Below are 23,853 nucleotides of genomic sequence, written 5' to 3'. Positions count from 1 at the left end.
TTTGCATTCACTATGAATCGAGCAACCGCGCGAACCCTAATCGGACAACGGGCCATCCTCTTGCTTGCCAACCACGGCAAAGGCGGCTGAGCGACTCAGGCTCACGCCCTGCCGGAGCTGAAGGATAGCGACTGATGTTGATCTACGGGGCGGCTCCAAGCCAGGCGAAGAAGGCCGTGCGCTCTCACATCCTCGGGTTCGTCGAGATCGAAGCGCGCCCAATCCGGCTGACGAGAGTTGTCGGTGTATTGCTGAAAGAAAACCGGTTGGAAGTTAAGTCTGAGATGATTGAACAGGTGAGTGTATTAACTGATTGATTTGAAGGAATTTGAATCGGTCGCCGGATGCAACTTGTGTTTCCGGCAGCGAAGGGCGGGCGTCATAAAGAGGAGCCGAAATAAATAGGCGTAGAGTTAGCGGCGCGGAGTAAATACGTGCTCTTTCACGGCTAAGCTAGTAAATCGCATCAAAAGCTCTTTGTGACTTGGCTCGTGTAGATATTGCTCCGCCAGCTGCTACAAACCAATACTCAAGAATATCCAAGCAATTACAAAGGTGGATGCATGGGTGGATCAATCACCATACGCAGGTGATATCATATTGTTTTTTATGGATATTTTTACTTTTGATGGTGCGGTCGAGAAGACTCGAACTTCCACGGGTGTTACCCCACAGCGACCTCAACGCTGCGCGTCTACCAATTCCGCCACGACCGCACTGCCAGTGACTTGGTAGAGCGGCGTATAGACGTTGGCGCGCGCGATGTGAAGAGGCAAAAACACGCTGGTTTAAAATCCCACGCGGCAGCCTTATCTAAGCCGGTAAACAACACAGTTTCGATCTGACAGGAGCCGCAGATGACCTCGCCCGACACCCGCCCAATCATCCAAGTCGATATCGTGTCAGACGTCGTGTGCCCGTGGTGCATAGTAGGGTTTCGCCAGCTTGATGCGGCTTTGAAACAGCAGGGCATCCAAACCCAACTTCGCTGGCACCCGTTCGAATTGAACCCGAACATGCCGCCTGAAGGGCAGAACCTGCGGGAACACATCACTGAGAAATATGGCTCGACCCCTGAACAAAGCCAGCAGGCACGCGACAGGCTAACGGCGATCGGGGCGGAACTGGGGTTCACCTTCAACTTTGATGAAGACAGCCGGATCGTGAATACATTCAAGGCGCATCAGTTGCTGGATTGGGCCGAAGGTCAGGGCCTGCAACATCAATTGAAACTTGCGCTTTTCGACGCGTATTTCACCCGGCAACAGGACGTTTCCGACATTGAGGTTCTGTTGCAGGCTGTTACTTCTGCCGGGCTGAACCCTGATACTGCGCGGCAGGTGCTTGAGACCGGGGAGCATATCGCTTTAGTGCGAGAGAAACAGCAGTTCTGGACCAGCCGGGGGATCTCTGGTGTGCCGTCCATGGTATTTGGCGGAAAATACCTGCTGACGGGCGCACAAGGGGTCGATACCTATTCTCGGGTGCTGCAACAGTGTTTGGCCGAAGCGGCCTGACCTCTCTTCCCCTGCCCGCTTTGGGCGGATATGAGGCCGCCATGGAATGGAAAATCACCGATGGTCTGACCAGTTATGACGACGCCACCGCCTTTATGGAGGCGCGCGTCGCCGGGATTGCGCGCGGTGACGCGGCGGAGTGCATCTGGTTGCTGGAACACCCGCCACTTTATACGGCAGGCACGTCGGCAAAGATCGAAGACCTGACCGATCCTGACCGCTTTCCGGTTTATGCAAGCAAACGCGGCGGCGAGTACACCTATCACGGGCCCGGTCAGCGTGTGGCCTATGTCATGCTGGACCTGAACAAGCGCGGGCGCGACGTGCGCCAATTTGTGAAGCAGCTGGAAAACTGGGTGATATCAGCACTGGCCGAATTCAACGTGCACGGCGAAATACGCGACGGGCGCGTTGGTGTCTGGGTGCGGCGCGACGACAAACCGCTGACGGTGACCGGCAAACCGGCAGAGGACAAGATCGCGGCAATTGGCTTACGTTTGCGAAAATGGGTTAGTTTTCATGGCATTTCGGTCAATGTCGAACCGGACCTGGAGCATTTTTCGGGCATTGTTCCCTGCGGGATCAGCGAATACGGCGTGACCTCGTTGGTGGATTTGGGTCTTCCGGTCACCATGGATGATCTTGATGCGGCCTTGAAGACAACCTTTGAGGAGGTTTTTGGCGCTTCGGAAACCTGATTCTGTCTGGGGTTCAGCAGTCGTCGAATCAGATTCTGTCGCTCCCCGATACAACAATATGGATGGGCGGAAGGCTCTGTTTCCGAAACACGTCGCAATTTACCAAGAACGATCCAGTTTTACGGTATTCTTTAGGCAAATTTTAATTCTCTGGGATACACCGGAGTTGTTAACGAGTAATATGAAACTGCCAATCAAGAGTGAGTGGTATGTTAAACCGGTGATCAAGGGCTCGCCCTCGAAATCCGAGAAGTGTTTGGTTACGAGTCTGCCGTTCCGACCCCAAATCGGAACGGCAATTCATTTCCCCCTTCCCGCTTAATCTTATGGCCAATTCGCGTTGCAAGGGAGCAGGCGATTTCTGCGTTATCCGGCTATGGAGTCACTTGGTCGGTCCCAAGGAAGGGTTTCGGGATATCTTGTCTCCGGTCACGGCGATATGCGCGGGCGGGTGTGGGTAATCGTCCGGATCACCACATCACAAAAAGACCGTAAGATATTGACTAAAAAGCGAATTTTATCTTCTCCGCATGTTCGGCAATCAGGTCGAAATCACCCATTTTACCAGGTGGGCGCATCGACACGCCGTCATGACGCGGCAGGACGTGAAAATGCAGGTGGAAAACCTCCTGCCCGCCTGCGGTTTCGTTGAATTGCTGAATGGTTACACCGTCCGCGTCGAAGGCTTTCATCACTGCACGAGCCATCTTTTGAACGGTGTTCATAACCGCCGCCAGTTGGTCGGGCGTGGCATCCAGCACATTGCGGCAGGGCGTTTTGGGGATCACCAGCAAATGCCCATCGGCACGAGGCATGATGTCCATGAAGGCCAGTGTGTCGGCGTCTTCGTAAACTTTTGACGAAGGTATCTCGCCGCGCAGAATTTTGGCGAAGATGTTGTCGGGATCATAAACCATGGTTGCCATCCGTTCCTTGAGGGGCTTTTGACCGAGTTGTGGTCCACCCGCCCCGCCGGGTCAAGCCGGGGGATTGAGCCCTGAAATGTACAAAATGTACCGGGTTTTCAGTGGGGGTTGTACGTTTTTTACACTTGGATTTGGCATGAGATCACATCCTCAGAGACAGATGCGGCACGTTCCCGACAGGTGATGCCTGCCTACGCAGCAGAGTACAGATTTCGCAACTCTTAATCGGACGTAAACTGGTTAAGTTTTTGAATACTTCATCAAGCTCAAGTCGAAGGTGCACTGTGCGGACTTAGTTGCCATTTGACATGCACGGGCCTGAATTTCCGGATGATTAAGCTTATCGCATTTCCAAACCAGGAGAACAGCTCGCAGCATTTTACGAGTTGCCTAAGTGTTCGCATTACAAGAAGTAAGGAAAACCGCCCGTTCAGGTCAACTCAATATGGTTCAAGGCTAAGTTGGAGGTTTGCTATGGGTTTCCCTCCGAAAAATTACTTGGTTGTCGCAAGCACTGATGCACCAACAGTTTGATTTTCTTCAGAAAAGCTCAATATCACTTCGTACCTTATTACCGTGTCAAAACCGGTAAAGGTTCTAATCATTGATGGTGTTTGTTTGCGGTACTGCTCTACCGTCCAATAGCCGGTCATTGATGCCACCGGTTGATTTTCTCTAGTCGGCACGAAGCTTTTGCTTCGATACCTATGAGGTCCTGCAACCTCAAATTGATGGTATGCAAACCAGTTTTGAATCCTATCTTGATTTGACAGGCTTCTAGCTATCCGAAATACACAGACTGCGGCTTCCTGCCCCGTACCAACACTGTCCCAATCAAACTTAAGTAGGTTTGGTTGTTTTTTGTTTCGTTCTTCTTCTACGAGGCAACTCTGCACATCTGGATATGCGTGAATTGCCTTTCGAAACTGGTTCCATCGAGCTTGTTCAGAGTCCATTACATATCCGAGAAACATGTATGGCTCGTCTCCTTGGGTGGATAAACGGTCATACTCAATCGTACAGCTATCGTCAGACCGGCAATGCTCCCAAACGTCAACAGGGGCGCTCTCAGACAAAGCCGCATACCCGGAGCAAAACCACACCAGTGACGATGCGACCACCAAATATCCAGCCCATTGCTTTGTCATAAAAACACTCACTCAACCACAGGCGGTGCGCCTGATTCATGTTCTCCTTATGGGCACAAATCATTGTGCTACCAGTCGGGTTTACCTTACCTGACCACTTCACAACCTCTGTTTCCACGAGTTTCATCGACAAACCCAATTCGCCCCGACACCTAGAATTCGTAAAGCTCCTTTCCCGTCAATCAGACAGGGAGCAGCAATTGTTACTCTGGCCTCAACACCCCCCTTCCCTGTCCTCGGTTCGGGTGATTGGCCAGAGGCAAAGGTTCACGCCTTTCCGGTCAGCTTTGAGAGACGGACCCATTGCGGGCGACCTGAACACAGGCGCTAGGCCCGCTGTATCACCAGCCCCCCCCGAACGCTCAGATCCCGGCTTCTCGAACACCCGTTTTCAAGGGGGGTGCGGCCATTTATCTTGATCCAGATCAAACTCGGCCATTGAAGGTCGCCCCTACGCATTCTAAAACCAGCAGGAATCCCGCGCGTTGGAGAGGTCCGGCTGCGCGGTGTAGTTGCAACAGGAGGCACCTATAATGGCAGACGCAGCCATTCATGGTCACGACCATGAAGACCAGCGCAGCTTTTTCCAGCGCTGGTTCATGTCGACCAACCACAAGGACATCGGGATTCTGTACCTGATCGTTTCGGCTCTGGCCGGTCTGATCTCGGTTCTGATGACCGTTTACATGCGGCTTGAACTGATGCACCCAGGTGTTCAGTACATGTGCCTGGAAGGCTTCATGGCCGACCCATGTACACCCAACGGGCATCTGTGGAACGTGATGATCACCTATCACGGTGTTCTGATGATGTTCTTCGTTGTCATCCCTGCCCTGTTCGGCGGATTTGGCAACTATTTCATGCCGTTGCAGATCGGCGCGCCGGATATGGCGTTCCCGCGGATGAACAACCTGTCCTTCTGGCTTTATGTTGCCGGTACCTCGCTGGGTGTGGCCTCGCTGCTGAGCCCGGGTGGTAACGATCAGATGGGTTCGGGCGTGGGCTGGGTTCTGTACCCGCCGCTGTCCACGACCGAGGGCGGCATGTCCATGGACCTTGCGATCTTTGCCGTGCACGTATCGGGCGCCTCCTCGATCCTCGGCGCGATCAACATGATCACCACCTTCCTGAACATGCGTGCCCCCGGCATGACCCTGTTCAAGGTGCCGCTGTTCAGCTGGTCGATCTTCGTCACCTCGTGGCTGATTCTGCTGTCGCTGCCGGTTCTGGCGGGCGCGATCACCATGTTGCTGATGGACCGCAACTTTGGCTTTACCTTCTTTGATCCGGCCGGTGGCGGCGATCCGATCCTGTATCAGCACATCCTGTGGTTCTTTGGCCACCCGGAAGTGTATATCGTGATCCTGCCCGGTTTCGGCATCATCAGCCATGTCATCGCGACCTTCTCGCGCAAGCCGATCTTTGGCTATCTGCCGATGGTCTGGGCGATTATCGCAATCGGTGTGCTGGGCTTTGTCGTGTGGGCGCACCACATGTACACCGTTGGCATGTCGCTGCGTCAGCAGGCCTATTTCATGCTGGCCACGATGGTCATCGCGGTTCCGACAGGCGTTAAGGTCTTCTCGTGGATCGCGACCATGTGGGGCGGTTCCATCGAGTTCAAGACACCGATGCTGTTTGCCTTCGGCTTCCTGTTCCTGTTCACCGTTGGCGGTGTGACCGGTGTGGTTCTGTCGCAGGCTGGCGTGGACCGTGCCTATCACGACACCTACTATGTGGTTGCGCATTTCCACTATGTGATGAGCTTGGGTGCCGTCTTTGCGATCTTTGCGGGGATGTATTTCTACTTCGCGAAAATGACCGGTCGCCAATATTCCGAGTTCTGGGGCAAGGTTCACTTCTGGATGTTCTTCATCGGCGCCAACCTGACCTTCTTCCCGCAGCACTTCCTGGGTCGTCAGGGCATGCCGCGCCGCTACATCGACTATCCCGAGGCGTTCGCGCAGTGGAACTATGTTTCGTCGATTGGTGCGTTCATCTCGTTCGCTTCGTTCCTGCTGTTCTTCGGCATCGTGATCTACGCCCTGCTGCGTGGCGCACGCGAGACCCGGCCCAACTACTGGAACGAGTATGCGGATACGCTGGAATGGACCCTGCCCACGCCGCCGCCCGAGCACACGTTCGAGCAGCTGCCCAAGCAGGAAGACTGGGACAAGGGCCACGCGCACTGATCCCGATCTGAACCAAGAAAACCCCGCCCAGGTGGCGGGGTTTTTCTTTGCCCTCACCCTGCGTTCGCCAAGTGCGACGAAATCGGCTATGATGTGCGGACGGAACAGTCGGAGGGTCGGCAATGCCCGAGATCGACTTTTGGTATTCCATTGGCAGCACGTACAGCTTCCTGACCGTGATGCGTCTGGAGGAATGGTGCGCCCAGCATGACGCCACGGTGAACTGGCGCCCGTTCAACGTGCGCACAGTGATGTCGGCCCAGCAGAATATCCCTTTTGCTGGAAAGCCTGTGAAATCGGCTTACATGTGGCGCGACATCGAACGCCGCTGTGCCAAGTACCACATCCACGCCAACCTGCCCGCGCCCCATCCGATTTCCAATCTGCCACTGGCCAATCAGGTTGCGTTGCTTGGAATGATGGATGGCTGGGGCGTGACGTTCACCCAAACGCTCTATCGCATCTGGTTCGAGGAAGGGGTGGAAGCCGGGCGCGAAAGTGCGCTGTCCGAGGCGCTGTTGCGGTGTCAGCAAGACCCCCGACTGACCCTGGCGCGCGCGCAAGGCGACGACATCGTCGCAGCCCTTGAGGCGGAAACCGAAACCGCCGTCAAACTGGGTGTTTTCGGCGCCCCCAGCTTTGTTGTCCGGCAGGAGGTGTTCTGGGGTGACGATCGTCTGGATGACGCCCTGTCCTGGTCTCGGGTCGGCCACGTCGTCTGATCAAAACCCGTCGACATGAGGCGGCGCTGCGCTATGTTCGCGGTATGCCCTATACGTGGAATCAGACCTCGGAAACCGAACAGGAACTGCGGCTTTGGCCGCATAACTCGCTGCCGCCGCGGGGCGCGATGATCACGATCCTGTCGGTGTTCCTGTTTGGCCTGATCCCATTGCTGGCCACGCTTGGTTCCGTGATCCTGTGGGGGCTGCTGCCGTTCCTGCTGATCACTGTGCTGGGGCTTTGGCTGGCCATCAAGACCAACTACCGCGCCCGCAGTGTTTTCGAGGTTCTGACCCTGTCGGGCACACATGCGCGGCTGGTGCACCACACCCCCGGCAAAGAGCAACACGAATGGTCTTGCAACCGCTATTGGGCACGGCCCGCGATGCACAAGAAAGGCGGCCCGGTTCCGCATTATGTCACCCTTGTCGGAGACGGGCGCGAGGTCGAAATCGGGGCGTTTCTGTCCGAAGATGAGCGGATCACGCTTTATGACGAGCTGGTCCTAAGACTGCGCGAGCCAGTCGCGCAGTAGCAATTCACGGGGCCCAGTGCCTCAGCAGTCGCCGTTTGAGGCTGCGCACAGGTGATCCTTGACCATCGGACCGACCTTGCCGAAATCCATCCGGCCAGTGTAGCGCGTCTTCAACTCGCCCATCACCTTGCCCATATCGCGGATCGAACCCGCGCCGGTTGCCGTGATGGCGGTTTGAATGGCCTTGCTGACCTCATCGTCGTCCAGCTGTTTGGGCAGAAATTCCTCGATCACCTCGACTTCGCGAATCTCGCGTTCGGCCAGATCCAGGCGACCGCCCTCTTCGTAGGCGCGGGCGCTTTCCTTGCGCTGCTTGGTCATTTTCCCAAGGATTTCAAGAACCTCTGCGTCGCTGCATCCCTTTGCTTCTTCATTGCTGGACGCACGTGCCGCGATGTCGCGGTCTTTGATGGCGGCGTTGATCAACCGCAGTGTCGACAGACGCTCGGCTGCTTTGTCTTTCATTGCTTGCTTCAGGGCGGCATTCACCCGTGATCGCATGTCCATTTGGTTTGTCCATCCCCATGACAACGGAACCCCGACCATATAGAAACAAAAAGCCTGATACAACCGGGGGTCGATCCATCTAACCCATTGAAAAACAACAACAGCGCAAAAATTGAACAGACTTGACCCAGACGCCCAACCCCCTTAGGTATGCGCCGATTTACCCTACAGGAGAGTCGCGCCATGGCCCCGAATGCCCCGTCCAAGCCCACCGCATGTCTGGCTTTGGCCGATGGAACCCTGTTTTACGGCGCAGGCTTCGGCGCGACCGGGCAAACCGTGGCCGAGCTGTGCTTTAACACGGCGATGACCGGATATCAGGAGATCATGACCGACCCGTCTTATGCCGGGCAGATCGTGACCTTCACCTTCCCTCATATCGGCAATGTCGGCGTGAACCCCGAGGATGACGAAACCGGTGATCCGGTCGCCGCTGGCATGGTTGTGAAATGGGATCCGACCGAGCCATCGAACTGGCGCTCGGCCGAGGAGCTCAAGGATTGGCTGGCCCGCCGGGGGCGCATCGCCATCGGGGGTGTCGATACCCGCCGCCTGACCCGGGCAATCCGCCAGCAAGGTGCGCCGCATGTGGCGCTGGCCCATGACCCCGAGGGAAATTTCGACATCGAGGCGCTGGTCGCCGCCGCGCGCGGTTTTGCCGGGCTGGAGGGCATGGACCTGGCCAAGGAAGTCACCTGCGCCCAAAGCTATCGCTGGGATGAGATGCGGTGGGCCTGGCCGGATGGGTACCAGCGTCAGAAGGCCCCTGCCCACAAGGTTGTTGCCGTAGACTATGGCGCCAAGCGCAACATCCTGCGCTGCCTCGCATCCGCCGGATGTGATGTTACCGTTCTGCCCGCAACCGCGACCGCAGCCGACGTGCTGGCACATCAGCCCGACGGTGTGTTCCTGTCGAACGGTCCCGGCGATCCGGCAGCAACAGGCGAATACGCCGTGCCGATGATCAAAGAGATTCTGGAGACGACAGACCTGCCTGTGTTCGGCATCTGCCTTGGACACCAGATGCTGGCGCTGGCGCTGGGAGGTCAGACGGTCAAGATGAACCATGGCCACCATGGCGCGAACCACCCGGTCAAGGATCTGGACACCGGCAAAGTCGAGATCACGTCGATGAACCACGGTTTTGCTGTCGATGCGCAATCCCTGCCGGATGGCGTCGTGGAAACCCACCGGTCGCTGTTTGACGGTTCGAACTGCGGTATCCGCATGGCGGATAGGCCGGTTTATTCGGTGCAATACCACCCCGAGGCATCGCCCGGACCGCAGGACAGTTTCTATCTGTTCGAGCGTTTCGCCGAGGCCATGGAAAAGAAGAAAATTCAGGCATAACTGCTTGTCTGTGCAGTGTTAACCGGGTGTTAACCCTGATCGAACAACCCTGAGCGCAGGTAACTGCGCCAGGGTTTTGTTATGGCTGAGCTTGATCTTCTGGATTTCACGTCCGCCGCACCGATCCCCGCGCCCGGGTATCGGAAACCGTTGGGCACCTGCCTGCTGGAAACCGGGGCTATCACCCGATCCCAGCTGGACCATGCGCTGAGCCAGCAAACCAGACAGAACGCACCGCTGGGAGAGATACTGGTCGGAGAAGGCTATGCCACCCGGCAGGACGTGTTGAGCGCGCTGTCTGCGCAATCCGGCTGGCAGATTGCCGATCTTGAACAGATCCCGCCGATGCCGGAACTGAGCGGGTTAATGCCGGTCGACTTCTGGCTGAAACACAATGTCATCCCCTGGATGCGGATTGGCCCCCTTGTTCTGGTGGCCACCGCCCGGCCCGACCGGTTCGCAACCGTGACCGCCGGGATGCGGGAATGCGATTATGCCGTGATCCCGGTGCTGGCGGCATCCGATCAGATCGATCGGACGATTGCGCGGCAATTCTCGGGGTCTTTGGCCAGATCGGCGGAAACGCGGGTTGATCCCGTGCAAAGCTGCCGCAACTGGACCCTTAGGTCGCGCGTGGGGCCTTCGGTGGCCCTGTTGTGTGTGCTGGGGCTGTTTGCCGTATTCCCGTCCTTTGGCCTGCTGGCGATGCTGGGCATGGCTGTGGGAACTCTGGTGCTTTTTGCGGTCTTTCGGACGGCTGGCACGCTGGCTTATCTTTGGCATCGCCTGAGAACGCAGCCGGACCACACCGAAGCGGCCATCACATTGCGGCAACCCTGCGTGTCGATCATGGTGCCATTGTACAAGGAGCGCGAGATTGCAAATGCTCTGGTGCACAGGCTGCAGCGGCTGACCTATCCCAAGGCGTTGCTGGATGTCATCCTTGTGCTTGAGGAAAAGGATGACGTGACGCGCAATGCCCTTGCACAAGTGAGCCTGCCCAGCTGGATGCGCATCGTCGAGGTGCCCGAGCTGAACGGGCTGACCACCAAACCGCGCGCCATGAACTACGCGCTGGATTTCTGCCGGGGCGACTTCGTCGGCGTCTGGGATGCCGAGGACGCCCCACAACCGGATCAGATCGAGCGCGTGGTGGCGCATTTCACCCAGGCCGCGCCGGATGTGGTGTGCCTGCAAGGGGTTCTGGATTACTACAACCCGCGCACCAACTGGCGGTCACGCTGCTTTACCATCGAATACAACAGCTGGTTCCGCGTGATCCTGCCGGGGATCGCCCGCATGGGGCTGGTGGTGCCACTTGGGGGCACCACGTTCTTTTTCCGTCGCGACAAGCTGTTGGAACTGGGCGGCTGGGATGCCCATAACGTCACCGAGGATGCTGATCTGGGCGTAAGGCTGTACCGGGCCGGGTACCGGACCGAAATGGTGGATACCACAACATATGAAGAGGCGAATTTCCGGGCCTGGCCCTGGGTCAAACAGCGCTCGCGCTGGCTCAAGGGGTTCATGGTCACGTATCTGGTGCATATGCGCAGCCCGCAAAAGCTGTGGCGTGACCTTGGAGGTGCCAGATTTCTGGGCCTTCAGGCGTTCTTTCTGGGCACGTTGGGGCAATTTCTGCTGGCGCCCGTCCTCTGGGTATTCTGGCTGTCAAGCCTGGGGCTGGCCAATCCGATGGATAATATCGTGCCGCATTCAACCTCTACCGCGCTGATCGGGCTGTTTTTGATGGCAGAGGGGCTGAGTATCGGTGTTGGTCTGATCGCCGTATCCGCACGTGAGCGGCGGTTTCTTTTGCCTTGGGTTCCGACGATGTTTCTGTATTTCCCGCTGGGCGTGATTGCCGGTTACAAGGCGTTGTGGGAATTGGCGACCAACCCGTTTTTCTGGGACAAGACCCAGCACGGACAGGCCAGCGAAGACGAGCCGCTGGCCTGACAATCACTTGTCGCGGCGGCTTGCGTCCTGCTTCAGGCGCGTCATGAATGCGATCGAGATATGGTCCTTGAGCGCCCGCCCCGCCGCCTCTTCATCGCGCGCGGCAATGGCTTCGACGATGCCTTTATGTTCGCTCTGGGCAATTTCTCCGCGCCCCTGCACGGCCAGCGACGTGGTCGCCATCAAGGCCATAGTCCGGTGCACCAGATCAAGCTGTTGGACAAGGTAGCGGTTGTGCGAGGCCAGATGGATCTGTTCGTGAAAGCGCCGATTGGCACGTGACAGCGCCATCGGATCGCCCACCAGCTTGTCATCTTCGAGAACCATGTCCTGAAGAACCCTGATCTCTTCTTCGGTGGCGTGTTTGGCAGCCAGCCGCGCGGCGAGCCCTTCCAGTTCGCGCCGCACGATATAAAGCTCGGCCATCTGGTTGTGGTCCAGCGACGCCACGATCAGTGACCGACCGTCCCGTTCCAGCAGAGACTGGGTTTCCAGGCGTTGCAACGCTTCGCGGATCGGGGTGCGCGACACCCCGAACCGTTCTGCCAGCTCGCTTTCCACCAGACGATCGCCGGGCTTGTAGACGCCGACATCAATGGCTTCGAGTATCAGGCTATAGGCATCCTTGGTGGGGGATCGGGTCTGGCTCATGGGGTATTCTGTCTCCTCGTTCGGACATGTCTATCCGTCTCTGGGGGCGTCAATCAAGTACGGCATTGAAAACACCCCGCCCGCGCCCTAAACCCAAGCCATGGTCAAACCGTCCTTCAGTCATGTCACGCAATGGGTATTCGATCTGGATAACACCCTCTATCCGCCGCATATGCAGCTGTTCGATCAGATCGAAGTTCTGATGACGGATTACGTGGTGCAGGCCATCGGCGTGGACCGGGCCGAGGCCGACAGGCTGCGCGGGCAGTACTGGCGCCAATACGGCACTACGCTGGCCGGGTTGATGGCCGAACATGATCTGGACCCCGAGCCCTATCTGCACGCGGTGCATCAGGTGGACATGAGCCATATGGACCCGGATGCAGAGCTGGCCGATCACATTCGCGCCCTGCCCGGACGGCGCATCGTCTACACCAATGGCAGCGCACCCTACGCCGAGCGGGTTTTGCAGGCGCGCGGGCTTTCGGGGCTGTTTGATGCAATCTATGGCGTCGAACATGCCGGGTATCGGCCAAAGCCCGAGAAAGCCGCCTTTGAAGCCATCTTTGCACAGGATGGCATTCAGGCTGACAAGGCCGCCATGTTCGAGGATGACCCGCGTAATCTGGCCGCCCCGCATGAGATGGGAATGCGCACGGTTCATGTCGCCCCGGACCCGCATGAGGCCGATCACATCCACCATCACACGGATGATCTGACCGCATTTCTGGCCCGCCTGCGGTAGCCTGTCACACTGCGACGATCCGTACGTTCTGCACCCGCATGCGCAGCCCTATATGCGCTGGAGCGACGAACAGAACGGAGAGCCCCATGAGTGCGATCGAGATGCCCGGACGCCTGCCGGTTTGGCAGCGCCTATTCTTTGCAATTCCGGTTTTCGGGTGGCTGGCCCGCGACGCCGCCAACGCCAAGGCGGAGGACCTGTATTATACCGTCGGCGCGGTCCTCAGCATGTGGGGCTGTTCGGCCATGGTGTTTGGTCTTCCCGGCCTTTACATCCCTGCCCTGATGATGGTGCCGGTGATGTTCCTGGTCCTGATCCTGATCTCACGCGGCTGAGATACGGGACAGGATGTCACTTGGCACAGGGAGTGGAACCGAACTAGGGTCTGCCCGAACTGATGAGAGGCGCCATGACTGACCGTTGTGACATCCTGATTTCCGGCGGTGGAATCGCCGGTCTGACCGCAGCGGCGGCGTTTGGAACCGCCGGGTTTGACGTGGTGTGCGTAGATCCCGCGCCACCGATCACCGAACGGGATGTGGACGGGTCCGACCTGCGCACCACCGCCTTTCTGCAACCTGCGCGCGGCCTGCTGGAGCAATGCGGCCTGTGGGCACGGCTGGATGCACATGCGGCCCCCTTGCAGATCATGCGTATTGTCGATGCCGGCGGGGACGTGCCCGAACCCCGCGTCATACGCGATTTCAACGCCGCTGACATTTCCGAGCAACCGTTTGGCTGGAACCTGCCCAACTGGCTGTTGCGCCGGGAGATGGTCGCGCGGCTGGCAGAGCTGCCGAATGTCGATTTCCGCCCCGGCACCGGGACCGTCAGCCTGTTCACCCGCACTGCCGAAGCCCGCGTTGGCCTGAGCGACGGCAGCCGCATCCGCTGCAAGCTGGTGCTGGCCGCAGATGGGCGCAACTCTCCCATGCGCGAGGCCGCCGGTATCAAAGTGCATACAACACGGTATGGGCAGAAAGCGCTGGCGTTTGCGGTGACGCATCCTATTCCGCACGAGAATGTCTCGACCGAGATACACAGGTCTGGCGGGCCGTTCACGCTGGTTCCGCTGCCCGATTGGCAGGGGCAGCCCTCGTCCGCCATTGTCTGGATGGAACGCGGGCCGAATGCCGTTGACCTGTTGACCCTTGATGCCGAAGCGTTTGAGGCTGCGATGACGGAACGGTCCTGTGGCCTGTTTGGCCCCTTGAGGCTGGCATCGCGCCGGACGATCTGGCCGATCATCAGCCAGTCCGCGGAACGGCTGGCGGGTGAGCGCATTGCCCTGATGGCCGAGGCCGCGCATGTGGTGCCACCGATCGGCGCGCAGGGGCTGAACATGTCATTGGGCGATCTGCGCTGCCTGCTGGATCTGGCGCAGTCCCGGCCCGAAGATCTGGGCGACGCGCAGATGCTGGACGCCTATCACAAGGCGCGCCACACCGAGATCGAGATGCGGGTCAAAGGGATTGATCTGCTGAACCGCGCCTCGATGATCGAGGCGCGCCCGCTGCGGGATGCGCGCGCAATGGGGCTGAGCGCGCTGTATTCCCTGCCGCCTGTGCGCAAGACGCTGATGCAGATGGGCCTTGGCGTTCGCTAAGGCCCGGCCCGTTTACAGAACCTGATCCAGCACACGCTTCAGGCGCGCGATGGTGGCGTCCACATCATAAAGCTTGTCCAATCCGAACAGGCCCAGACGGAAGGTGCTGAAGCCTTCGGGTTCGTCACATTGCAGCGGCACCCCGGCCGCGATCTGCATCCCCAGAGCGGCAAATTTCTTGCCGTTCTGGATTTCGGGGTCCGAGGTGTAGCTGACCACAACGCCGGGCGCGCCGAAACCGTCAGCAGCCACCGAGACAATACCATACTCCTTCAACATCGCCCGCACGCCGTCGCCCAATGCCCATTGCGCCTTGCGCAGCTTTTCGAACCCGTACCCCCTGGTTTCTGCCATGGTATCGCGGAAAGCCAGCAGCGCATCGGTGGGCATTGTGGCGTGATAGGCGTGACCACCGTTTTCATAGGCCTGCATGATCTGGCGCCACTTCTTCAGGTCGATGGCGAAACTGTCCGAGCTCGTCTGTTCCAGACGCGCCTCGCCCCGTTCGGACAGCATGACCAGACCGGCGCAAGGCGATGCGCTCCAGCCCTTTTGCGGGGCCGAGATCAGGACGTCGACGCCGGTGGCTTTCATATCCACCCAGGCACACCCGGATGCGATGCAATCCAGCACCATCAATGCACCCACCTCATGCGCCGCGCTGGCCAGGGCGGTCACATAGTCATCCGGCAGGATGACACCCGCCGCCGTTTCAACATGCGGTGCGAACACAACGCCGGGTTTCTGTTCGCGAATCGTTGCGACGACTTCGTCAATCGGTGCGGGCGCAAAGGGGGACGGGCTGGCATTTCCGGTCTCGCGCGCCTTCATCACGGTGGTCGAGCTGGTCAGGGCGCCGCTTTCGATGATCTGGCTCCAGCGGTACGAAAACCACCCGTTCCGGACCACAAGAACATCCGCCCCGCGCGCGAATTGCCGGGCAACCGCCTCCATCGCATAGGTACCGCCGCCCGGAATGATGGCCACCCCGTCTGCCTTGTACACCTCTTTCAGCATGGCCGAGATGTCGCGCATTACCCCCTGAAACTTTTGGGACATGTGGTTCAGCGAGCGATCGGTGAATACGACCGAGAATTCTTCGAGCCCGTTCGGGTCAACGTTCTTCAGCAAGGCAGGCATATGGCGTCCTTTCAATATCGTCAGTGCAGTCTTGGTCTCTTTACCTTGGCCAGTAAAGCCATTTCGCGACAAAAAGTGACGCGACGGAATGCGGGTAAAATCGACCCATTCGGTGCTGTATAACACTGGGAACACAAGAAAATGACGCCAACCAGTGTCACTTCCCCTTTACACTTCTGCTTGCTTCTGAACAGATGCGCACACTTTTTACTTGAAGGGATATTTTTCCTGTGACGATACAAAAGCGTATTAACTTCCAGTCCGTTCGAGATGAAGTAAAACGACGTATTGAAAGCCGCGTGTGGCCTCAGGGATCATTACTGCCGACCGAAACGCAACTGGCCGAAGAATTCAATTGCGCCCGCGCGACGGTGAACCGTGCCCTCAGGGAACTGGCCGATCAGGGTTTCATCGAACGCAAGCGCAAAAGCGGGACGCGGGTCAAGAAAGAGCCCAGCAAACACGCCAAGCTGGAATTCTCACTGGCGAGACAGATGGTCGAAAGCCAGAATGCCGCCTATCGCTATGCGCTGGTGGAACGGACTGTCGAGCCCTGCCCCCGCTGGCTGTCCTCTCAGCTTGATGTCCCCGCCGAGACGCGGGTTCTGCATGTCGTCTGTATGCATTACGCGGACAACCGCCCGTTCCAACTTGAAGAGCGCTGGATCAATATCGAAACCGTCCCCGATGTGGAAAACGCCGACCTGACCCAGCAAGGACCGCATGAGTGGCTGCTGAATGCCGCTCCGTTCAACGATGCCGAGGTCGCGTTCTGCGCTATTTCCGCTGACGCAAGGCTGGCGGAATTCATGGGCACCACGGCGGGCGCGTCGATGATCCAGATGGAGCGTACCACCTGGAAAGAAGACAAACCGATCACGTTTGCCCGCCTGACCCATCATCCCGGGTATTACATCCGCACCAGATACTAAGGCAGGTCATCCAATCGGTCCGGGCAGCCGTTCCTCGCTCAGCAGGACGTTCGCCTCGACATCGCCAGCGCCGGGCAACGTCATGATCCGGCGCCGCAACACGCGTTCGAAATCGGACAGGTCCCGCGCCACAACGCGCAAGCGGTAATCGTACAATCCCAGAACATGCTCGACGGTCTGCACTTCGGGGATGGCGCTGACCGCGCGTTCGAAATCCTCAAGGCTGATCTGTCCCTTGCGCGCCAGCTTGACCCCCAGAAACACGGTCACACCGAATCCCAGCGCCTCGGCATTCAGACGCAGCCGCCGGCCCTTGATGATCCCGGCGTCCTCCAACCTGCGGATACGCCGCCAGGTGGCGGGCTGAGACAGGTTGAACCTCCGACCCAGGGCACCTGCGCTTTGGGTGGCGTCCTGTTGCAACGCACGCAGCAGACGGCGGTCAATCTCATCCAGCTCGATCATACCGGCAACACCTCGTCCCGCTTGACCCGCGCGATATGCATCAGCGCTTCGATATCGGCGATATGCGGCAGGGTCAGGATCCGGTCCCGATAAAGCTGCTGATAGTGCTTCATATCCCGCGCAATTACCGACAGGCGGACATCCACCCGGCCCAGAAATGTCTGGATTTCGATCACCTCGGCCACGTTGCGGGCCTCTTCCATAAACTCGTCAAAGGCGCGGGCCTGTGTCTTGTCCAGGGTGATCCGAAGCGAGACCTCGACAGCATAGCCCATCGCGGCCCAGTCGATCACCGCCTCCTGCCCTTCGATGATCCCGGCTGCCTGCATCTTTTCCAGCCTGCGCCAACAAACACCTGCGCTGATCCGGCACAGATCGGCAAGTTCCGCGGTGGTCAGGCTGGGGTTCGCCTGAAAGTGACGCAAAATGCGCCGGTCGATATCATCAAGCATGATTTTTTCAGTATTTTCCGTTTTCAAGAATTATTCTTCATCTTTTTTACAAATACTCAAGCCCAACCCTATCGCCAATCCGACGCGCGGCAGGTAGAACCGCCCCAACCAAACCAGAAAGGACCGGCAAAATGCGCGTCTATTACGATCGCGATTGCGACATCAACCTGATCAAAGACAAGAAAGTGGCTATCCTGGGCTATGGCAGCCAGGGCCACGCCCATGCGCTGAACCTGCGCGACTCGGGCGCCAAAAACCTGGTCATCGCCCTGCGCGAAGGCTCGCCCTCGGCCAAGAAAGCCGAAGCGGAAGGTCTGGCAGTGATGGGCATCGCCGAGGCGGCTGCCTGGTGCGACGTCATCATGTTCACCATGCCCGACGAATTGCAGGCCGAGACCTACAAGAAATACGTCCATGACAACATCAAGCCCGGTGCCGCCATCGCGTTTGCCCACGGTCTGAACGTCCATTTCGGGCTGATCGAGCCGAAAGACGGCGTTGACGTCATCATGATGGCCCCCAAAGGCCCTGGCCACACCGTGCGCGGCGAATACACCAAAGGCGGCGGCGTGCCCTGCCTGGTCGCGGTTCACAACGATGCAACCGGCAAGGCGCTGGAAATCGGCCTGTCCTACTGCTCGGCCATCGGTGGCGGCCGCTCGGGCATCATCGAGACCAACTTCCGCGAAGAATGCGAAACCGACCTGTTCGGCGAACAGGCCGTTCTGTGCGGTGGTCTGGTCGAACTGATCCGCTGCGGCTTTGAAACTCTGGTCGAGGCCGGTTACGCACCCGAGATGGCCTATTTCGAGTGTCTGCATGAGGTGAAGCTGATCGTCGACCTGATCTATGAAGGCGGCATTGCCAACATGGATTACTCGATCTCGAACACGGCTGAGTATGGCCAGTATGTCACCGGTCCGCGCATCCTGAAATACGACGAGACCAAGGCCCGCATGAAAGCGGTTCTGGACGACATCCAGCAGGGCAAATTCGTCCGTGACTTCATGCTGGAAAACGCCGTTGGCCAGCCGACCATCAAAGCGTCGCGCCGCGCCAATGACGAGCATATGATCGAAGAGACCGGCGCCAAGCTGCGCGGCATGATGCCGTGGATCTCGGCCGGCAAGATGGTCGACAAAGAAAAGAACTAAGTCTGACCGATGTCAGGCAAAGGGCGGCCCAGGCGGTCGCCCTTTTTCATTTTCAGACTGCATTGGCAAAACATTCGCCCAGCACGAAATCCCATCCCGTATCGTAGCCGCCGCGCTTTTGGGGCGCTTCATCTGCCCAGACGTCCCAGCCGGAATGCGTCAAGGTGACTTTGGCCTTCCCCGAACCGCAATCCTCAAAACGCACATCGACGCGCGTAGGAGACCCGCTGTTGGTGCCCGGATGCCAGGTGAATGCCACGGATCGGCCGGGCTCGATCGCCAGCACTTCACCCCAGTCGGCACGGGTTCCGTCGAACATGACCTCATAGACCGCGCCACCGATCCGGGGTTCAATTACCACGTCCCTTGCCGGTTGTCCCTGCGATGCGGACACCGCGTGGCTGTCCAGCGGCCACCATGTACCGATGCGGTTGACGAAGATGTCGAAAGCACGCGCAGCTGAGGCACTTACGACAATCGTTTTGACAATCGGGTCTGTCATGGCCTCTCTCCCGCTCTGTTCACCTCATCTGCAAAGCTGTTCATCACGTCGCTCCAGTAACGGTCGAGCCATCTGCGCAGCTCTGCCAGCCCCTCGGGGCGCACCGCATAGATCCGGCGCGTCCCTTTCGCGTGGCATGTCACCAGCCCAGCATCAGACAGCACCTTGAGATGTTGTGAGACGGCCGGTCGGCTTACCGGCAGCTTTGACGCAAGTTCGCCCACTGCCTGAGGCTGGCTGGCGACGGCTTCGAACACCTGCCTGCGGGTCGCATCGCCCAAAGCTGAAAATGTCATATCGTAAGTCATTGCTTACGGTAAGTGGAAACTAACATAAAGTCAAGATCAGCCCGTGACACCGGCGCGCACGCGGGATAAGGGGATGGAATGGTTGAACAACCCACGAAGCAGGACTGGAGCGGCGTTTTCACGCTGGGGCTTATTTGGGGCGGCACATTCATGGTCGTCGCGATGGCATTGGAAGGCTATGGCCCGATTACCGTGGCGACATCGCGCACCACTTTGGGTGCGGTGACATTGCTTGTCCTGATGCGGATCACCGGGCGCCGTATGCCGGTTTTGACACCCGCGCTGACAACATCAATCCTGCTGATTGGCGTGTTGTCGACTGCGGTGCCTTTCATGCTGCTCAGCTGGGGGCAGCAATATGTACCCTCGGCCTTTGCAGGGCTGTCCATGGCCGCAATTCCGCTGATGGTGCTGCCGCTGGCGCATTTCTTTTCCGATGAGCCGCTGAACCTGCGTCGGTTTCTGGGCGTGTGCCTTGGGTTTTCCGGCGCATTGGTCCTGATCGGACCCGGTCTGGCAAAGCTGGGCCAGGGGACCGAGCCGCTGGCGCAGCTGGCCTGTGTCTCGGCTGCCCTCTGCTATGCCTCGACATCGATCCTGACACGGCGCTGCCCGCCGGTCGAGCCGCTGGCGCTGGCTGCGCTGACCCTGCTGGTCGGCGCTGTTCTGCTGGTGCCCATCATGCTGCTGGTCGAAGGCATCCCCACATGGCAGGGCTACCGCCCATCGCTGGCCCTGATCGTGCTTGGCCTGATCCCCACAGCATTCGCCAATTTGCTGCGGGTTTCGATCACCCGCAGCGCCGGGTCGGTGTTTTTGACGCTGGTGAATTATCAGGTGCCGATCTGGTCGATGGTGTTCGGGGCCTGGATCCTGTCCGAGGCCCTGCCCCTGCGATTCTACGTCGCCCTGGCCCTGATCCTGACGGGCATGGCCATCAGCCAGTGGTTCAGCCTGCGCAGGGTTCTGTTCGGGCGCTAGCCTGCGGCGGCTTCGACCTCGGCCACGATACTGTCGACGACCTGTAACAGCAGCGCGTCATCCTCGCATTCGGCCATAACGCGGATCAGCGGCTCGGTGCCGGATTTGCGGATCAGCAACCGGCCCTGCCCGTTCAGCCGCGCCTCGGCATCGGCAATGGCAGCTTTAACGCTTTGAACTTCAAGCGGAGTTTGACCGTTGGCATAGCGGACGTTCTTCAGCAGCTGCGGCACGGTTTCGAATTGCTTGGACAAGTCCGAGGCTTTGCGACCGGACAGAACCATCTCGGCCAGAAAATGCAGACCGGCCATCAGGCCATCGCCGGTGGTGGCATAATCGCTCATCACGATATGACCGGATTGTTCACCGCCCAGGTTGAAGCCACCTTCGCGCATACGTTCGACCACATAGCGGTCGCCGACGGCTGTGCGTTCCAGCCGCATTCCGTGTGACGACAGGTGCCGTTCAAGCCCCAGATTGGACATCACGGTGGCCACTAGAGCATTGCCTTTCAACTGCCCAGATTTTTTCCAGGCCGTCGCCAGCAATGCCATAAGCTGATCGCCATCGGCGACCTGACCGGTTTCGTCGACGATAACGACCCGATCCGCGTCGCCGTCCAGACAGACACCAACGTCAGCGCCATGCGCCACGACGGTTTCGGCGGCCAGCTGCGGCTTGGTCGATCCGCAGTTGAGGTTGATGTTCTTTCCGTTGGGCGCAATGCCAACCGGGATCACGTCTGCGCCCAGTTCCCAAAGAACCTCGGGCGCGGTGCGGTGGGCGGCGCCATTGGCACAGTCGATCACCACCTTGAGGCCATCCAGACGCACATCGCGCGGCAGCGAGGATTTCACACGCTCGCCGTATCTGAACCGGGCGTCATCAACACGACGCGCCCGTCCGATGTTCTGGGCCTGAGCAGGCCGGACACCTTCGTCGATCAGCTTTTCGATGTCTATCTCGGCCTGATCGGACAGTTTATAGCCGTCGGGGCCAAAGAACTTGATACCGTTGTCCTCTGCCGGGTTGTGGCTGGCCGAGATCATGACACCCAGATCGGCCCGCATCGAGCGCGTCATCAGACCCACCGCAGGCGTGGGGACCGGCCCCAGCAACAGCACATTCATTCCTGTTGAGGTCAAACCGGCGGTCAGCGCGTTTTCCAGCATATAGCCGGACAGGCGCGTGTCCTTGCCGATGACGACCCGGTGCACACCGGTCGCATCGCGCCGGAAATAGCGCCCCACCGCAGCCCCGATGCGCAACGCCATTTCCGCCGTCATCGGATGCGTGTTGGCCGTGCCCCGCACCCCGTCGGTTCCGAACAGCTTGCGCATTGGTGTCACTCCGTGATTTTCCGTGAGACCGGATTACCGGACAGCAGCCCATAGGCGCAAGGCCTGAGCAGTCTCGGCGACGTCGTGAACGCGAATGATCTGCACGCCCTGGGACAATCCGGCCAAAGCCACGGCAATTGAACCCGGAGCGCGGGCAGTCTTGTCCGGTTCCCGTCCAATTGTTCCGATAAAGCCCTTGCGGGACACGCCCAGCAGGATCGGGCAGCCAAGCCCGTGAAACAGGCTGAGATTGCGCAGCAAGGTCAGGTTATGGTCTTCGGTCTTGCCGAAACCGATGCCCGGATCGACGATGATCAGATCGCGCCGAAGTCCCAGGTTCTCCAGCAGAGCGATCTGGGGTTCGAGGAAGTCGTAAACATCCAGCAACACGTTGTCGTAGCTGGGGTTTTCCTGCATCGTGGCCGGATCGCCTTGCATATGCATGACGCAGACCGGTGTGCCCTTGGCGGCGCAAAACGGTGCCAGTTCGGGATCGAACGTGAACCCCGAGACATCGTTGACCAGCCCTGCGCCCGCCGCACACGCCGCTTTGGCGACGCTGGCTTTGCGGGTGTCGATTGAAATCAGGGCATCCGTTTGCGCGCGAATCGCCTCGATCACCGGGCGGGTGCGGGCAATTTCCTGATCTGCCGGAATGAAATCTGCACCCGGGCGCGTTGATTCCCCGCCGACATCCAGAATGGTGGCCCCATGCGCCACCATCCGGGCGGCGGCATCGCGGGCGGCCTCGACCGAGCTGTGAACGCCCCCGTCCGAGAAACTGTCAGGCGTGGTGTTGAGAATGCCCATGATATGCGGCACCTGCATATCCAGCCCGGCGATGGGTGCGCGCGGGCCGGTCAAGCGCTCCAACGTCCCACTGGGAATGTCCGATGCCGCCATGATCTGCGGAGCGGTATCGCGCCCAAGCGCCTCGACATGGGTAAACCACAGGGATTGACCGGCCAGAGAATACGCACCAGCGGGCCGGATCTGGCCGTGCTGAACCAGCGGTCTGAAATAGATGCTCACAATTGGGCCTGATCCACGGCCACAGCCCGCAGCGGGGTTTTGGGCGCTTTCGGCAATTCGCCGCCGATGACCATCATTTCACTGGCTTCAAAGGTCGCGGCAAACCATGCGGCCAAAGCCACGGCGTCGGATGGCGCGGCAGAAGGACCATCCACCGCGTCCAGAACGATCTTGGACGGGGCCCAGACACAGATCTGGCCGTTCTTCATGGCCCAGTCCAGTTCCGTCCGGGTTGAAACCACCTTGCAGCGGTGATCGCGTGCGGCCAGAACCCACGCGTTTTGCTCGATCGCAAGCAGGTCAATCCGGCGCTGTGTCATTGCGTGGCCGGTTTGCGGCGCAGCCAGGTCTGACGCCCCCACACACAGGATCAGCGGGCGTTGGCGGTTCTGCAACTGGTCGATCCACCCGGTCAGATTGTCCGAGGCGATGGCGTCATTCGACAGGTAGACCAGACGGGGATGCGGGCGGTCTTCCTCGGTCACATCGTGATGAACCGAGTCTTTCCCGCGCACGATCTCGACCCCAAGAGCGCCCGGACCGCGATCCAGTTTTTCGATGCGAACAAAGACTCTTACAGCCTGAGGTTCATGCAAGATACGTTCGGCCACACGCTCGGCCAGGGTTTCAAGCAGGTTCAGACGCTCGGCCGCGAGTTCATAGGCAATGGATTCCGTTACCCGGTCATAAGACAGGATGCGATCCACATCGTCGTCAATCGGGTCGGTCAGAGACCGGACTTCGACCACGATGTTGAAACAGATCCGCTGGGTTGTTCCCCGCTCGGCCTGAAACGCACCGATTTCAACCTCGACAATATGGTCGCGCAGAGAAATGCGGTCCAGCGGCCCTCGGGGCGAGGTCGCCTCGGACCGTTCGGACGGGTGCGCAAATGCCAGTCGGATTTCAGAACTCATGGGTCCGGCCTTTTCGGCTTGTTGCAGGGCTTGCCCACTATAGGCGTTGCAAGGGCCTATAACATTCAAACAA

General features: G+C 59.0%; 26 protein-coding genes and 1 tRNA gene. 14 read left to right on the top strand and 13 right to left on the bottom strand.

Features of this window, described 5'->3' with window-relative positions; all coding sequences use genetic code 11:
* Positions 1-134: 134 nt before the first annotated feature.
* Positions 135-317 carry a hypothetical protein gene (locus tag ACR0BZ_RS03320; RefSeq protein WP_480919443.1) on the top strand — a complete coding sequence of 61 codons (183 nt, stop codon included), beginning with the start codon at positions 135-137 and terminating at the stop codon, positions 315-317.
* A 312-nt stretch (positions 318-629) separates the two neighbouring features.
* On the opposite strand, the gene ACR0BZ_RS03315 is transcribed toward ACR0BZ_RS03320, so the two are convergent.
* A tRNA-Leu gene (locus tag ACR0BZ_RS03315) sits at positions 630-716 on the bottom strand.
* Positions 717-857: 141 nt separating this feature from the next.
* Between ACR0BZ_RS03315 and ACR0BZ_RS03310 the strand changes: the two genes are divergently transcribed.
* Together ACR0BZ_RS03310 and lipB are read left to right on the top strand one after the other, a co-directional pair.
* Positions 858-1,517 (top strand): DsbA family oxidoreductase, encoded by a 660-nt coding sequence (locus tag ACR0BZ_RS03310; protein WP_480485965.1) that lies wholly within the window; start codon positions 858-860, stop codon positions 1,515-1,517.
* A 41-nt stretch (positions 1,518-1,558) separates the two neighbouring features.
* A complete protein-coding gene (gene lipB / locus ACR0BZ_RS03305) occupies positions 1,559-2,215 on the top strand; it encodes a lipoyl(octanoyl) transferase LipB (RefSeq protein WP_480485966.1) in 657 nt (218 codons plus the stop codon).
* 503 nt (positions 2,216-2,718) lie between these two features.
* Here the strand turns inward: lipB and ACR0BZ_RS03300 are convergent.
* Complete coding sequence (locus tag ACR0BZ_RS03300; protein ID WP_480919442.1) at positions 2,719-3,141, bottom strand: HIT family protein; 423 nt, start codon at positions 3,139-3,141, stop codon at positions 2,719-2,721.
* Between the two features lie 494 nt (positions 3,142-3,635).
* Positions 3,636-4,289 (bottom strand): hypothetical protein, encoded by a 654-nt coding sequence (locus ACR0BZ_RS03295; protein ID WP_480919441.1) that lies wholly within the window; start codon positions 4,287-4,289, stop codon positions 3,636-3,638.
* A 533-nt stretch (positions 4,290-4,822) separates the two neighbouring features.
* Between ACR0BZ_RS03295 and ctaD the strand changes: the two genes are divergently transcribed.
* The 3 genes from ctaD (at position 4,823) to ACR0BZ_RS03280 (ending at position 7,739) form a co-directional block, all read left to right on the top strand.
* Positions 4,823-6,481 (top strand): cytochrome c oxidase subunit I, encoded by a 1,659-nt coding sequence (ctaD, locus tag ACR0BZ_RS03290; protein WP_267366169.1) that lies wholly within the window; start codon positions 4,823-4,825, stop codon positions 6,479-6,481.
* Between the two features lie 122 nt (positions 6,482-6,603).
* Positions 6,604-7,203 carry a DsbA family protein gene (locus tag ACR0BZ_RS03285; RefSeq protein WP_480919440.1) on the top strand — a complete coding sequence of 200 codons (600 nt, stop codon included), beginning with the start codon at positions 6,604-6,606 and terminating at the stop codon, positions 7,201-7,203.
* 44 nt (positions 7,204-7,247) lie between these two features.
* Positions 7,248-7,739 carry a DUF2244 domain-containing protein gene (locus ACR0BZ_RS03280; protein WP_480899645.1) on the top strand — a complete coding sequence of 164 codons (492 nt, stop codon included), beginning with the start codon at positions 7,248-7,250 and terminating at the stop codon, positions 7,737-7,739.
* A 21-nt stretch (positions 7,740-7,760) separates the two neighbouring features.
* Here ACR0BZ_RS03280 and ACR0BZ_RS03275 read toward each other — a convergent pair whose 3' ends face one another.
* A complete protein-coding gene (locus tag ACR0BZ_RS03275) occupies positions 7,761-8,246 on the bottom strand; it encodes a GatB/YqeY domain-containing protein (protein WP_480505598.1) in 486 nt (161 codons plus the stop codon).
* Between the two features lie 183 nt (positions 8,247-8,429).
* Between ACR0BZ_RS03275 and carA the strand changes: the two genes are divergently transcribed.
* Complete coding sequence (carA, locus tag ACR0BZ_RS03270; protein WP_480537598.1) at positions 8,430-9,596, top strand: glutamine-hydrolyzing carbamoyl-phosphate synthase small subunit; 1,167 nt, start codon at positions 8,430-8,432, stop codon at positions 9,594-9,596.
* 81 nt (positions 9,597-9,677) lie between these two features.
* On the top strand, positions 9,678-11,555 hold the full coding sequence (locus ACR0BZ_RS03265; protein WP_480919439.1) for a glycosyltransferase: 1,878 nt from the start codon (positions 9,678-9,680) through the stop codon (positions 11,553-11,555).
* A gap of 3 nt (positions 11,556-11,558) precedes the next feature.
* Here the strand turns inward: ACR0BZ_RS03265 and ACR0BZ_RS03260 are convergent, their stop codons facing one another.
* Positions 11,559-12,206, bottom strand: coding sequence for a GntR family transcriptional regulator (locus tag ACR0BZ_RS03260; protein ID WP_267363400.1), 648 nt, complete (start codon positions 12,204-12,206; stop codon positions 11,559-11,561).
* Between the two features lie 100 nt (positions 12,207-12,306).
* On the opposite strand from ACR0BZ_RS03260, the gene ACR0BZ_RS03255 reads away from it, so the two are divergent.
* The 3 genes from ACR0BZ_RS03255 (at position 12,307) to ACR0BZ_RS03245 (ending at position 14,557) form a co-directional block, all read left to right on the top strand.
* Entirely contained in the window at positions 12,307-12,951 is a 645-nt protein-coding gene (locus ACR0BZ_RS03255; RefSeq protein ID WP_480476564.1) for a pyrimidine 5'-nucleotidase, read from the top strand.
* Between the two features lie 86 nt (positions 12,952-13,037).
* A complete protein-coding gene (locus ACR0BZ_RS03250) occupies positions 13,038-13,286 on the top strand; it encodes a hypothetical protein (RefSeq protein ID WP_209504235.1) in 249 nt (82 codons plus the stop codon).
* Between the two features lie 74 nt (positions 13,287-13,360).
* Positions 13,361-14,557, top strand: coding sequence for a UbiH/UbiF family hydroxylase (locus ACR0BZ_RS03245; protein WP_480537594.1), 1,197 nt, complete (start codon positions 13,361-13,363; stop codon positions 14,555-14,557).
* Between the two features lie 12 nt (positions 14,558-14,569).
* On the opposite strand, the gene ACR0BZ_RS03240 is transcribed toward ACR0BZ_RS03245, so the two are convergent.
* Positions 14,570-15,697: an aminotransferase class V-fold PLP-dependent enzyme gene (locus tag ACR0BZ_RS03240; protein WP_480831836.1), complete on the bottom strand. Its 1,128-nt coding sequence runs from the start codon at positions 15,695-15,697 to the stop codon at positions 14,570-14,572.
* Positions 15,698-15,927: 230 nt separating this feature from the next.
* Here ACR0BZ_RS03240 and ACR0BZ_RS03235 point away from each other — a divergent pair, with 230 nt between their 5' ends.
* Positions 15,928-16,629 carry a GntR family transcriptional regulator gene (locus ACR0BZ_RS03235; RefSeq protein WP_480919438.1) on the top strand — a complete coding sequence of 234 codons (702 nt, stop codon included), beginning with the start codon at positions 15,928-15,930 and terminating at the stop codon, positions 16,627-16,629.
* 6 nt (positions 16,630-16,635) lie between these two features.
* Here ACR0BZ_RS03235 and ACR0BZ_RS03230 read toward each other — a convergent pair whose 3' ends face one another.
* Positions 16,636-17,094 carry an Lrp/AsnC family transcriptional regulator gene (locus tag ACR0BZ_RS03230; protein WP_209504239.1) on the bottom strand — a complete coding sequence of 153 codons (459 nt, stop codon included), beginning with the start codon at positions 17,092-17,094 and terminating at the stop codon, positions 16,636-16,638.
* Positions 17,091-17,546, bottom strand: a complete 456-nt coding sequence (locus ACR0BZ_RS03225) for an Lrp/AsnC family transcriptional regulator (protein WP_480476554.1) — start codon at positions 17,544-17,546, stop codon at positions 17,091-17,093. The genes ACR0BZ_RS03230 and ACR0BZ_RS03225 overlap by 4 nt, the downstream gene beginning before the upstream one ends.
* A gap of 131 nt (positions 17,547-17,677) precedes the next feature.
* On the opposite strand from ACR0BZ_RS03225, the gene ilvC reads away from it, so the two are divergent.
* Positions 17,678-18,700 carry a ketol-acid reductoisomerase gene (gene ilvC / locus ACR0BZ_RS03220; protein ID WP_267363386.1) on the top strand — a complete coding sequence of 341 codons (1,023 nt, stop codon included), beginning with the start codon at positions 17,678-17,680 and terminating at the stop codon, positions 18,698-18,700.
* Positions 18,701-18,752: 52 nt separating this feature from the next.
* On the opposite strand, the gene ACR0BZ_RS03215 is transcribed toward ilvC, so the two are convergent.
* Together ACR0BZ_RS03215 and ACR0BZ_RS03210 are read right to left on the bottom strand one after the other, a co-directional pair.
* Positions 18,753-19,202 carry an SRPBCC domain-containing protein gene (locus ACR0BZ_RS03215; RefSeq protein ID WP_480919437.1) on the bottom strand — a complete coding sequence of 150 codons (450 nt, stop codon included), beginning with the start codon at positions 19,200-19,202 and terminating at the stop codon, positions 18,753-18,755.
* Positions 19,199-19,510 (bottom strand): ArsR/SmtB family transcription factor, encoded by a 312-nt coding sequence (locus ACR0BZ_RS03210; RefSeq protein ID WP_480476548.1) that lies wholly within the window; start codon positions 19,508-19,510, stop codon positions 19,199-19,201. Before ACR0BZ_RS03210 ends, ACR0BZ_RS03215 begins: the two co-directional genes overlap by 4 nt.
* 78 nt (positions 19,511-19,588) lie before the next feature.
* Between ACR0BZ_RS03210 and ACR0BZ_RS03205 the strand changes: the two genes are divergently transcribed.
* Positions 19,589-20,491 carry a DMT family transporter gene (locus tag ACR0BZ_RS03205; protein WP_480919436.1) on the top strand — a complete coding sequence of 301 codons (903 nt, stop codon included), beginning with the start codon at positions 19,589-19,591 and terminating at the stop codon, positions 20,489-20,491.
* Here ACR0BZ_RS03205 and glmM read toward each other — a convergent pair.
* Genes glmM through ACR0BZ_RS03190 form a run of 3 tightly spaced genes read right to left on the bottom strand, consistent with a single transcriptional unit; the run spans position 20,488 to position 23,780 of the window.
* Positions 20,488-21,831 carry a phosphoglucosamine mutase gene (glmM, locus tag ACR0BZ_RS03200; RefSeq protein ID WP_480919435.1) on the bottom strand — a complete coding sequence of 448 codons (1,344 nt, stop codon included), beginning with the start codon at positions 21,829-21,831 and terminating at the stop codon, positions 20,488-20,490. The genes ACR0BZ_RS03205 and glmM overlap by 4 nt on opposite strands.
* 33 nt (positions 21,832-21,864) lie before the next feature.
* Complete coding sequence (gene folP / locus ACR0BZ_RS03195) at positions 21,865-22,863, bottom strand: dihydropteroate synthase (protein WP_480913959.1); 999 nt, start codon at positions 22,861-22,863, stop codon at positions 21,865-21,867.
* Positions 22,860-23,780, bottom strand: a complete 921-nt coding sequence (locus ACR0BZ_RS03190; RefSeq protein ID WP_480919434.1) for a dihydroneopterin aldolase — start codon at positions 23,778-23,780, stop codon at positions 22,860-22,862. Before ACR0BZ_RS03190 ends, folP begins: the two co-directional genes overlap by 4 nt.
* Positions 23,781-23,853 lie beyond the last annotated feature (73 nt).

Source organism: Ruegeria sp. P8, from assembly GCF_056534665.1.
This window is presented reverse-complemented; position numbering and strand designations above follow the sequence as displayed.